Source organism: Paenibacillus sp., assembly GCF_031177825.1.
GTDB lineage: Bacteria > Bacillota > Bacilli > Paenibacillales > YIM-B00363 > Paenibacillus_AE.
The window spans coordinates 37,963-49,405 of sequence record NZ_JAPSKE010000038.1 but is presented as its reverse complement, the minus strand read 5'-3'; the positions used below and the strand labels follow the sequence as shown (position 1 = coordinate 49,405).

12 protein-coding genes and 1 pseudogene are annotated in these 11,443 nt (G+C 51.0%); 8 read left to right on the top strand and 5 right to left on the bottom strand.

The annotated features are described in order from the left end of the window. Positions 1–1,038: IS110 family RNA-guided transposase (locus RIN49_RS26580; protein ID WP_309123144.1), on the bottom strand; the 1,038-nt coding region annotated here is incomplete at its 3' end. 291 nt (positions 1,039–1,329) lie between these two features. On the opposite strand from RIN49_RS26580, the gene RIN49_RS26575 reads away from it, so the two are divergent. Beyond that, the gene (locus RIN49_RS26575; protein WP_309123142.1) at positions 1,330–1,854 is read left to right on the top strand and encodes a YfiT family bacillithiol transferase; all 525 of its coding nucleotides are present in this window, start codon (positions 1,330–1,332) and stop codon (positions 1,852–1,854) included. Between the two features lie 379 nt (positions 1,855–2,233). Here RIN49_RS26575 and RIN49_RS26570 read toward each other — a convergent pair whose 3' ends face one another. Both RIN49_RS26570 and RIN49_RS26565 read right to left on the bottom strand, forming a co-directional pair. Next, positions 2,234–3,259, bottom strand: a complete 1,026-nt coding sequence (locus tag RIN49_RS26570) for a sensor histidine kinase (protein WP_309123141.1) — start codon at positions 3,257–3,259, stop codon at positions 2,234–2,236. Continuing rightward, positions 3,256–3,927 carry a response regulator transcription factor gene (locus RIN49_RS26565; protein ID WP_309123140.1) on the bottom strand — a complete coding sequence of 224 codons (672 nt, stop codon included), beginning with the start codon at positions 3,925–3,927 and terminating at the stop codon, positions 3,256–3,258. Before RIN49_RS26565 ends, RIN49_RS26570 begins: the two co-directional genes overlap by 4 nt. Before the next feature lie 186 nt (positions 3,928–4,113). Between RIN49_RS26565 and RIN49_RS26560 the strand changes: the two genes are divergently transcribed. Continuing rightward, positions 4,114–4,881 (top strand): ABC transporter ATP-binding protein, encoded by a 768-nt coding sequence (locus RIN49_RS26560; RefSeq protein ID WP_309123139.1) that lies wholly within the window; start codon positions 4,114–4,116, stop codon positions 4,879–4,881. After that, positions 4,868–8,056 carry an FtsX-like permease family protein gene (locus RIN49_RS26555; protein ID WP_309123138.1) on the top strand — a complete coding sequence of 1,063 codons (3,189 nt, stop codon included), beginning with the start codon at positions 4,868–4,870 and terminating at the stop codon, positions 8,054–8,056. The genes RIN49_RS26560 and RIN49_RS26555 overlap by 14 nt, the downstream gene beginning before the upstream one ends. Before the next feature lie 133 nt (positions 8,057–8,189). Here the strand turns inward: RIN49_RS26555 and RIN49_RS26550 are convergent. Next, positions 8,190–8,354, bottom strand: a pseudogene (locus RIN49_RS26550) (3-ketoacyl-ACP reductase); the annotation flags it as partial. A gap of 26 nt (positions 8,355–8,380) precedes the next feature. Between RIN49_RS26550 and RIN49_RS26545 the strand changes: the two are divergent. The 4 genes from RIN49_RS26545 to RIN49_RS26530 all read left to right on the top strand — a co-directional run bounded on the left by RIN49_RS26545 (position 8,381) and on the right by RIN49_RS26530 (position 10,210). Further along, positions 8,381–8,602 carry a hypothetical protein gene (locus tag RIN49_RS26545; protein WP_309123137.1) on the top strand — a complete coding sequence of 74 codons (222 nt, stop codon included), beginning with the start codon at positions 8,381–8,383 and terminating at the stop codon, positions 8,600–8,602. Between the two features lie 91 nt (positions 8,603–8,693). Next, the gene (locus RIN49_RS26540) at positions 8,694–9,254 is read left to right on the top strand and encodes a GNAT family N-acetyltransferase (RefSeq protein WP_309123136.1); all 561 of its coding nucleotides are present in this window, start codon (positions 8,694–8,696) and stop codon (positions 9,252–9,254) included. A 212-nt stretch (positions 9,255–9,466) separates the two neighbouring features. Beyond that, complete coding sequence (locus tag RIN49_RS26535; protein ID WP_309123135.1) at positions 9,467–9,757, top strand: hypothetical protein; 291 nt, start codon at positions 9,467–9,469, stop codon at positions 9,755–9,757. 45 nt (positions 9,758–9,802) lie between these two features. Continuing rightward, the gene (locus RIN49_RS26530) at positions 9,803–10,210 is read left to right on the top strand and encodes a class I SAM-dependent methyltransferase (protein WP_309123134.1); all 408 of its coding nucleotides are present in this window, start codon (positions 9,803–9,805) and stop codon (positions 10,208–10,210) included. A 60-nt stretch (positions 10,211–10,270) separates the two neighbouring features. Here the strand turns inward: RIN49_RS26530 and RIN49_RS26525 are convergent, their stop codons facing one another. Further along, positions 10,271–10,696, bottom strand: a complete 426-nt coding sequence (locus tag RIN49_RS26525; RefSeq protein WP_309123133.1) for a DUF5683 domain-containing protein — start codon at positions 10,694–10,696, stop codon at positions 10,271–10,273. A 135-nt stretch (positions 10,697–10,831) separates the two neighbouring features. Between RIN49_RS26525 and RIN49_RS26520 the strand changes: the two genes are divergently transcribed. Then, positions 10,832–11,383, top strand: coding sequence for a CBO0543 family protein (locus RIN49_RS26520; RefSeq protein ID WP_309123143.1), 552 nt, complete (start codon positions 10,832–10,834; stop codon positions 11,381–11,383). The last annotated feature ends 60 nt before the right edge of the window (positions 11,384–11,443 follow it).

Below are 11,443 nucleotides of genomic sequence, written 5' to 3'. Positions count from 1 at the left end.
ATGCATAGCTTGGAATGTGCGGTTGTGAGACAACAACTGAAACACAGTGAAATACAAGTGTTTGCGTAACAATGAGTTCCCTCGCTTCGTGAGCTTAATTTTTCCTTTGTATTTACCGGAACTTCGCTCTGCCAGGTTCAATCCTGCCTTTCGTAATAACTGATTTCCATGATGCAACTTACGTAAGTCTCCGGCAAATGCTAATATGGCGGCCGTTGCAGGTAGGGAAGTCCCGACAGAACGTACGAGGTCGGAACAAGGAACCTCGGGCAGGATCTTTTCAATCATGTCGTCTGCTTCCTCAATGATTCGTCGAACTCGTTCGTATTCGTCTAGTAGGTGCCTCAGTTCCCATTTGTCTTCCTCAAGGGCAACAGAGTCGCCGACACTATGTCTAGCGAGTTCTTGAAGCTCGATCGCCTTGTTCTTGCCCCGTACGCCGCCAGGTCTAGCCATGTACTCTCCCCAAATTTGTACCATTTGCTCAGGAGCTAGTTTCAACAAGTCTGAAGGGGATGGAAAACGACGTAAAGTGGCTAGAGAACGAGTACTAAAAATATCGTCAAATGCTTGTCTGTATTCTGGAAAACGGATGTCGAGCCAACGGTGGATTCGGTTCTCGATCCGTCCGGATTCAACAACCCAGTGCTCCCGGTTTGTCACGATTACCCGAATACGGCGAAACGCATCCTCCTTTGGAGAGAATGAAGTGTAGAATCCGCGGCTCACAGCATCGGCAATGACCAGTGCGTCCTTTGGGTCATTTTTTGAAGGAGAGTTATCTCTGTTTTCCTTATTGCGTTTGGTTGTCATTGGATTGACCAGGACGACATCAATACCTTGTCTCACCAACCAGTTGGCAATATTGAACCAATAGTGACCGGTACTCTCCATACGTTCGAAATGTTCAAACCCGCCGAGATCATTCGAAAACATGATAGGGCGGTTGGTTAAGACGATGCCTCGAAAGTTAATAGCTTGTGCAGCGTGCTTCTCCTTGGCTATATCGATGCCAATGACTAGAGTGGAAGTGGAGATTCGTTCTACACGTTGATTTTGAGCCGTAATTAGTCTAGACTTCAGGATAAACGCCTCCTACGGTGAGTTCTGAGGGCTGCAACCCAGTACATACTCATCCTAGCGAGGCGTCTATTTTTCTGCAAATAGAGTTTATTAACTCCTACAGGAATGTTAACGGGGACGTTAGCTCCGTCAATCCAGCAAAAGCCGCCACGATTAGATCGGCGGCCTCCATTTCATTATGGGGAAGTCTTGCGGAACTTTTCAACCATTGGGTATACGCGCTTTGATAAGGAAAGGAGGGTGAACATGGATTCATTGCGTTATCCGATTGGACAATTCACAGCGGTGGAGTACCCTGCCGAAGAACATCGCGAGCAATTTATTAAATCAATAGCTGAAATTCCCGAGATGCTTCGGAAAGCTGTTGACGGTTTGGGTGTTGAACAATTAAACACTCCTTACCGACCTGGGGGATGGACCTTGCAACAAGTCGTTCATCATTTAGCCGATGCAGAAATAAACGCGTTTATCCGTTTCAAACGAGGCTTAACTGAACAGCAACCACTTGCAGAGACATTTCGAGAGGACTTATGGGCAGAGTTAAATGACTATAAGGATACACCAGTTGAGACATCTATCTTGCTTTTAACAGCACTTCATAGCAGGTTCGTGAAATTATTAGACAAATTGAAACCAACGGACTTTGCAAGGTCAGTTACGAGTCCAACTCACGGCACCATGTCTTTAGATGTCGCCGTTCAAAGATTTGTGTGGCATGCTCACCATCATATTGCCCAAATAAATTCTTTACGGGATCGAATGGGATGGTAAGTGTTCTTAATGACTGCACTAAAACCAGCTAATAGCTTGTCAAGATTTTTCTCTTAACTGTTCAAAAATCTTTAATAGTTGGTTGGATATGTGTGAGGACACAGTGACAATAATAATTACATCCAGCAACGCTTTATGACAATGTCAAATTCAATATGTGCCAAAATGCATTTACAATTGTTAATTAAAATATGGCTTTTGATGTCAGAAGGTGTTACAACTCACATGGGGAATAACCCATCCAAAAGAATGAGGCTGGGCGAGGGGGCAAATTGGTTGCGGATCGACAAATTCGGCCTCAGTCCGTACATAACGATAAAGAAGGTGCTCGGTTACAGGGGATAATCCGCTGTGATCCCGAGCGCCTTTCCTGTTTGATTCACATCTCATATAAATGGTTGGACTTAGGGAAGTGAACCGTTAGGATGGTATAGGTCCCTTCCTCCGATTGAACGGACAATCGGTGCCCGAGCTTGCCGGCCATTCGATTCGCGAGATACAACCCCAACCCCGTCGATTTTGCGAATTGCCTGCCGTTGGCGCCTGTGAACCCCTTTTCAAAAATGCGGTCGATATCTTCGGGCGTAATTCCGATCCCCGTATCTTTGATCAGCAGCCGCTTCTCTTTGGGGTCGACCTCGATCGAGCAAGCGATGCTTCCGCCGTCGCCGAGGTACTTCAATGCGTTCGACATGATCTGGTCGACGATATACCCGAGCCACTTCGCATCGCTATGGACCCATTGCTCTTCTTCCCACATCGTAAACCGAACCCGTCTGGCAACGAACATTTTGGCGTGCTTTCTCACGCTGTTTCGCACGATTCGGTTCAATGAAACTTCCGCTATCAGGTAATCCTTGGAGAAGGAATCGATACGAGCGTAATACAGGGCTTGTTCGACATAGTGGTCGATCTTGTTCAATTCGTCTTCGAAGATATGGACCAGCTCCTCAACCGACTTGCCCGTTGAATTTCTAAACAGCAGAGTGCTTGCCGTGATCGGCAGCTTGACCTCATGGATCCAGGAAACAATGAAATCGTGAAAATCTTTCTTCTCGTCTTGAAGTTTCCCGATGGCCTCAAGCTTGCTTCGGTAAAGCTTCTTTATCATCTCCGTATATAGACGCTGTTCACAGGTTTGCGGTTTGGGGAGGGCCTCGGGAAGTTCGTCCCATTCGCTGTCCATCAGCTTTACCCACACTTCGCTGCGGCTTCTCCGGCGGATATACCCTCCGAACACGTAGACCGCGGCGAGCGACGCACAACCACACAGGGTATAAGCAATGTCCCCTGGGCGATACGTGCCCTCGGCGCTTACGAACATCATCAACGCGACGAAAGAAAGCATTCCGGCGAGGAAGATCAGAAAATAACGTTTATCGTCCAAATATTGCAGGAAACTCATTTGATGAAATAACCTTCTCCCTTGATGGTTGTAATGAAATGATTGCGCCCGATGTCGGCCAATTTTTTGCGGAGCCGGGTCATGTTCACGGTCAGCGTATTGTCGTCGACGAAACTTTCATCCTCCCAAAGGCAGCGCATGATTTTCTCGCGGCTCACAATTCGTCCGATCTGCTGCATCAATAGATGCAAGATGAGAAATTCGTTCCTGGTCAGTTCGATCGATCGGCCGCCGGAAACGAGCATGCGATCGTTAAGATTCAGCAGGACGCCTTCATACTCGACCGCGTTGACCGGCGTTTCGGCGTATGAGTAGGTTCGCCGCAGCAGCGCCTTGATCTTCGCGATGAGGACATCGTCGTAAAACGGCTTCTGGATATAATCGTCCCCGCCCATGTTCATCGCCATGACCATATCCATCGGCGAATCGCGGGAAGAGAGAAAGACGATCGGTACGTTGGACATTTCCCGGATTCGGCCGCACCAATAATACCCATCGAATACGGGCAGGTTAATATCCATCAGCACGAGGTGCGGTTCGCTTCGCAGGAAGATGTCTTGAACCCGGTTGAAATCCTCGCACAATACAGCCTCAAATCCCCACTTCTCGACCGTCTCGCCGAGCAGTTTCCGAATGGTCGGCTCGTCTTCCACGATCATAATTTTCATTCGATCCACCCTTCGCACTTCGTTATTTTTATTATACCTATAATCGGTTGGCCATGCGGCAAAGCGCAGCATCGTGACAAAAATGTAAGCCGGGCATCGCGGAACGTAAGTCGGGCGAAAGGTATCCGGATACCGAACATGTTACGATGGCTTTACTACAAACGAAGAGCAGGGAGGAAGAAATCGGTGAAAACCGTCATCGAAATAAAGGCGTTAAGGAAGAGCTACGGAAACAAAGGGAACGTAATGCCGGTCCTTCACGGCATCGATATGCGCGTCTGCGAAGGGGAATTCGTCGGCATAATGGGGCCTTCGGGCTCCGGGAAGACGACGCTGCTTCATATGGCTGCCACCATCGATGAGCCGACCTCCGGCGACATCGTCATCGACGGGGAAGACGTGTTTCGGATGAACGAGGCGCAGTTATCGGCCTTTCGGCGATCGAAGCTCGGCTTCATTTTTCAAGACTATAACCTGCTGGATACGCTGACAGTCAAGGAAAATATTTTGCTTCCCCTCGCATTGGCCGGCATGCCGGCAAGCGAACTGGAACACAGGGTATCGGCCGTTACGGGACAATTGAACATCCAGCATATTTTGGACAAATATCCTTATCAAATATCCGGAGGACAGAAGCAGCGAACCGCAGCCTGTCGCGCCCTCGTGACGCGCCCTCGGTTGATTCTGGCTGACGAACCGACGGGCGCACTGGATTCTAAAGCCGCGGCCGACCTGCTGGAGTCGTTGAAGGAGCTGAACGAACGGGAGCAAGCGACCATTCTGATGGTGACCCACGATGCGTTGGCCGCAAGCTACTGCAGCCGCGTGCTCTTTCTTAAGGACGGCGTCATTTATGCGGAGCTCGTGAGAGGAGCGGTACCGAGGCAAGCATTTTTCAAGAAAATATTGGACGTACTGACGGTGCTCGGGGGGCATGCAGATGACGTTGTTTGAGCTGGCAAAGAAAAATATCAAAGGAAACTTTCGGAATTATTTTATTTATTTTCTCTCCATGTTCGCTAGTGTCGCTATTTTCTATGTTTTTGCTTCGCTGCAGTACAGCACGCAGGTGATCAAGGCCGTCGAGTCTTCGAAAAGCATGCAGTCCGTGTTCATGGTCGGATCGATCGTCCTACTGCTATTCGTTTCCGTATTCATGATGTACTCCAGCCAATTTTTTGCCCGCAAACGGAAGAAAGAAGCCGGGCTGTATGCGTTATTGGGTGTGCCGAAACAAACGATCGGCCAGTTGCTGTTTTATGAAAATATGATCATCGGCGCCGGGGTCTTGGCTCTCGGCATTGCGGCCGGCACGGTTTTGTCGAAGCTGTTCGCCATGATTTTAATGCGATTGTTGGGTGTTGCGGCGGATATCGGTTTCACGTTCTCCCTTCCCGCGCTTCTCAGTACCGTCGTCGTCTTTCTTGCATTGATAACGATAAATTCCATACAAGCGTATCGGCTGGTCTATCGATTCAAGCTGATCGAATTGTTCCGAGCGGAACAGGAGGGAGAACAGGAGCCGAGGGCTTCGGCCGTTTCCGGTATTGCCGCGGTAGCGCTTCTTGTTGTCGGCTACAGCTTCGGACTCCGCGACTTCGAGAACAATGGGCAGATTGTAACGAACCTGGGCGTGATGACCGTCGGCATCATCGCGGGCACATCGTTGCTTTTCTCATCGTTCATGATATTCCTGCTGAAATTGGCCAAACGTCATAAGCGCCGTTATTACAAGGGTATGAATTTGATCATCGTTTCGAATCTGGTATACCGCATGAGAGGGAATGCCCACACGCTGAGCGTCATCTCGATTTTGTCCGCCGTCGCTTTATGCGCTTTCAGCTTCGGGTTCGGCACTTACTACGGCTATGAGCAGACAGCGCGGTTAACGGCGCCATTCAGTTTTATGCATATCGCGCAGGACGAAAGGTTCGACCGGAAGGTCGAGGAGATCATTCGCGGCGACGAAGCGCATCCGGTCGAAGCGAAGCTGACGATTCCCGTCGTAAACTTGAACGGCGAAGCGTCAAGTGCCGATATTTTATCCGATCGCGAACGCGAAGCGGACGAGCGTCCGGTGAAAGCGATCTCGGTCAGTGCGTACAATCGCGTCGCGGAGACGCTGCGTCTTGACCGGTTGACGTTGCTGCAGCCCGATCAGACCATCGCGATTCGTCCCATGTATACGGATTACGAAAGGGAGGATTTCGAGGGGGAGACGATCACGCTTCAATTGCCGGATGAGCGCGTCGCTTTGCATTTTGTCGGCATGACGATCGAACGCGTTCTCAATTGGCATTATCCGGATGTCATGATTGTCGTCGCCGACGATACGTTTCACGCGATGGAGGCGCGAGTGCCGGCCGTACATTATGTGGGGTACGTCGTTAAGGACCAGAAGACGACGAAGGCGACGGCTGACTCGCTTGCGGCACTGCAGACGCCGGCGTCGAAGCTGTCGACGTATTATGCCGTGTACCGCCTCGGCATCGAGAATGCGGCATTTAACGTCTTCATATTAGGCTTTCTCGGCGTCATGTTCCTCATGGCAACGGGCAGCATCCTATATTTTAAACAGCTGACGGAAGCGGCGAACGATCGGCATCGCTATGAGATATTAAGGAAAATCGGCGCGAGCAAAAAAGAGATCGCGGCCGCGATTTTGAAGCAGAACGCATGGATCTTCGCGCTGCCGTTGCTGATCGGGCTCGGCCATTATTTCATTGTATTTAACTGGCTGCGAAAGCTCTTCGGCGGCATGGGCGGCATCGATCTGATGCTTCCGGTATTGGTTTGCGTCGCGGCGTTTATGGCAATTTATTTAGCATATTACTTAATCACGGTTAGTTCCATCCATAAAATGATCGACGGGGAATCCGCCCGAACCGTCAGGCTGCCGATGTTCGCCGCAGCCGCTGCAATGGTCGCGGCCGTGATCTTTTACGTCTGGACGGAGCCGCCTGCACGTTATGACGAACCGCATCTTGGCGAACGGATTCATCTCACGTTGCCCGAACCTACGGGCGATATGCCCGTAGGCGTGACGGAGCTGCACTTGTCGGATCCAGACAGGTCCGATCCTTGGTTGAAAGGTCGAACGCGGGAGCTGATGATCAGCATATGGTACCCGGCCGCCCGGGAAGGCGGTCGGAAAGCCCCGTATATGCCCCCCCGCGCAGCGGCCTATTATGACGATACCGTAATGCCGACAATCGGCGTAGATCCCGGCCGCATCGAGTTGTCCGGCATCGGTACCCATGCTTGGCTCAACGCACCCGCAGCGAGCGGGGAGCGCGGTTGGCCGGTGATATTGTATTCGCCCGGGGGATCCGTTCCGAGAAGCCTGGGCACGATCAACGTCCAGGAACTGGCCAGCAGAGGTTATGTCGTCGTGACGATCGACCATACGTACGAGGCGACGGTCGTTGAGTTCCCCGACGGGCGCATCGAGACGGAGCAACTGCCCGCATTCGGCGCGGAGACGGTACTCCAAATGGTGAAGGTCAGGGTAGACGATGTCCGATACGTACTCGACCGGCTTACAGGGCTAAAGGAAGGGCCGAAAAATGCATCGCTAGAACTGCCCGAAGGGTTAAAACAGGCGCTCGACCTTTCCGGAATCGGCATTTTCGGCCATTCCGCAGGCGGCGCAACGGCAGCCCAAGCCATGTATGAAGACGACCGGATCGATGCCGGCATTGATATGGACGGGACGATGGGGTATTTGCCCGACCATCTGCTACCTGTTGCACGGCAAGGGCTTGACCGTCCGTTTCTATTGATGAATGCCGGCTCCAATGACGAAGGGGAAGTGGATTCCCATCTTACGGCAGAGGATCGGGCATCGTTCTGGAACCATTCGAGCGGGTGGAAACTCGATGTTGTCTTACCGAGCGGGGCGCATTACACCTTTACCGATCAACAATACCTGCTGCCGCAACTGAGCAGCAAGCTGAGTCTGTCTCCGCGAGTCGTCCAAGGAAGCGTCGGAACCGTTGACCCGGAACAGGCGCTTGCGGCGCAACGCGATTATATCGCCGCTTTTTTCGACTTGCATTTGAAAGGAATGCAGCAGCCGATGCTGGAGTCGCCGTTCTCGCCTTATGCGGAAGTGAACGTGCTGAAATAGGAATGCTCGACCGTCTTCCGCCGGACCCATCGATTGCGAAGACATGCCGAAGGATCGCAAGCCTGTCGCGATCCTTCGACGGTTGAAAAAAGTTTTTTCATTGAGGGAAGCGCCTTGCCGCGCCTACGGAAGCTCACAAGGTTTGTCCGCTGTCGACGGTAATCGCTTGCCCTGTCATGGCTTCCTGTTCAAGGGAGGCGCAAACCATCCGAGCGATATCGTCCGGCTCGGAAATTCGCTGAATGAGTAAGTTCGGGGCTAATGTTTTCATGACATCCTCCTTGCCTTCCCACCATCGCGCTCGACACGATGGAGATCGGGAGTATGACGGCATTAAAATTTTATGTGGAAAGCGGATTGGGGATCGCGCTCGTACCGAAAGTCTTCGTAGATCCGGATGCGAAGGAGACCGCGGCGAAGAACATCGGCGGGAGCCTGATTTCCATGACGATGGGGATCTTGTGCAAGGAATCCGCTTACCCTTTCCAACAAGCGAGTCGAAGGTTATATAACTTCCTTAAGCAAGAATGGGGTACCTACCCTTAAGATTTGCGGGGAACAACGGAAAATTTGCGCGGGGGGGCGATCGAGAATTTGTTATCCTCATGTAGACGAAACTTGCGAGGGGAGTTTGCCAATGGATTTATCCGTATTTCCGGAACTTGAGACAGAGCGGTTACGATTACGTAAGATGACGGTCGCCGATGCAGAAGCCGTGTTCGCGTTGTTCTCCGACGCGGAAGTTACGAAGGATATGGGAATCGCGCCATTTTCCAATGTTCGCCAAGCCGTTGCGTTGATCGAATTCATGAACGACTTGTTTCTGGAACGGAAAGCATTTCGATGGGGGATCGAAAAGAAAGACGATCATGTTATCATCGGAACTTGCGGCTTTAACGGTTGGGAAATGAATCGAGGCGCGCGCGGAGAAATCGCTTATGATCTCGGGAAGCCGTATTGGCGGCGCGGACTCATGACGGAAGCGTTACAGAGCGTTATCCCTTTCGGCTTCGAATCCATGGGATTTTATCGCATAGAAGCGTTCACGAATGTAGACGCGTTCCCATCGATGAAGCTGCTTCATCGCTTAGGGTTTAGGGAAGACGGCAGGTTGCGAGGGTATGCCCTTTCGCATGGAAACTTCGCAGACCAACGTTGTTTCTCATTACTAAGAGACGAATGGAACTTCAGGGAATAAACTGGGAGTTATGCGTTATTCTCGCCGCTGCGTTCGCTCGACAGCGGCTCATACTTTCGGAGGGGAATATGACGGACCGACTGATTCGGATGATCGATCGCCAACTCCAATCTAACGAGAACAAAAGCATATTTTATGCAACCGAGGACGGTCGTTACGTCGTCGAACCGTCTCGTCGGTTCATTAGGAATTTTCTTAGGGAGTGGAAGTCCATGGAGAATCCTGAAATTGAACCGATGGCCGCATACACGGCACAGAGAGTTATAGATTCGCTTCTCCATGCGAATCAATTTTTAAACTTTTCGAATCGGGATACTCAAGAATTAAAAGGGATATACCTTCGATTCGCAAATGATCTGCTCTCTCTGACGAAGGATGCGGAAAACGCGTTCCGCGAACATTATCGGAAAATAAGGGAGTTCCTGATCCGGACGAACGGTCAAGCTATTTTCGCGAAATACAAAGAGAATGCGCATCTGTTCGATGTCGCGTGCGCGCAATAATCTCCTGAGTTTCAAGTAGAGACGATGGGGATTGCGGGACTCCCATTGAAGGAGCCGATCCTGGATATCGGATGCGGGAAAGACGCGAATCTGGTTCGTTTGTTAAGAATGAACGGTTTTCAGGCTTACGGCATGGATCGGTCGGTCGAAACGACCGAGTATACGACGAAGGCGAATTGGTTCGAATTCAGCTTACGGCCGAACGATTGGGGAACCGTCTTTTCCCATATGGCGTTCTCGAATCATTTCGGTCACCATCTTCTTCGCAAGGACGGAGATTATAGAGCCTATATGCTGAAGTTTATCGAAATTTTACAGTCGCTTAAGGTCGGCGGAACGTTCATTTTCTCGCCGCCGATTCCGTTCCTGGAGGAGGCGATGGAGAACGATTCGAACTATCGGGTGGTACGTTATGAGGAGCAGACCGCGGCGGTTACACGGCTGCGGGGGTGAAGGGGAATTTATAGACTGCACTCAAGCGGGCGTCTTGGCCATCGGCCAAGACGTTTCCCCTTACGTTTTTCGATGGATCCAAACTCCGATCAGGATCGGCACGATGATGGCACCCCCCCCTAACAGGAGCGGGAAAGGCAAAAACCGCGGATAGATGACGCTTACCGTCCCGAGGAACCCTGCCGCAATAAAATATGGATCGACGGCGGGAGCAGGAGGAACATCCTTAACGGCGTTGCGGTATGCATCCAAGATTCCAATGATATAGATCCCCGGGTAAAACAAGGCGAATTGATAGTTCACGTTTTGCAGCGCTTCGGCATGCAAGCCGTTAAAGTCCAGATAGATGCTTTGGTTAATGCGCGCAAGCGTATTGACCACATGTTCGATGATTAAGTAGGCGAAGCCCTTCAGGATTTGTCCGTTGTAAATTTGGCCCAAACCCGGCATTATGATCGCGAAAACCGCAGCGTATATTCTTCTCATGCGCAACCCCATAACATTGTTTTCCTAGTATTGTTACCCTATTCTTCACGCGATATCACGGGTATATCCGAAGCGCTTCTGACCGACAATGATGGGGATAGAACCCCCATTCTTTGGAGTTGATCTCGCGTGGATATGGATCCGTCCGTCACTTTCGAACAAGTGCAAGAAGCAAGAGAAACATTGAGGTATCTCGGCACCTCCCACTGGCTTTCCGACGATCTGTTTACCTGGAAATGGTGGTTTCTTGTGGCGGCGGCGATTCTGCCATGGGCGGTCTGGCTGAAGTTTTTTATCGATCGAAAACGCGTTTTCGAGATTCTGACCTCCGGGTTACTCGTCGGTTCCTTCGCGGTCGCGTTGGACGGAATCGGGGTCGACCTCATGCTTTGGGCGTATCCGGATAAAGTTCTCCCCATGTTTCCGCCGCTCTTCCCGGCAGACTTAACCGTCATTCCGGTGAGCTTCATGGTCATCTATCAGTACACGAAAACATGGAAAACGTATTTCTTGGCAAATATCGCTCTAGCTGCATTCTACGCCTACCTCGTCGAGACGCTGTTCGTTCGGTGGGAGATGTTTCAATTGATTCACTGGACTCACACGTACTCATTTATAGGTTTCCTTCTCCTTGGCACGATCCATCGATGGGTGATGTTGAAGTTTGCCCGGTTGAGCGAGCGGTAGGGAGAGAATCGTTCTTGACAGGGTCGAGGTTCTCCGGAGATAATGTTAGTACCCTAACAA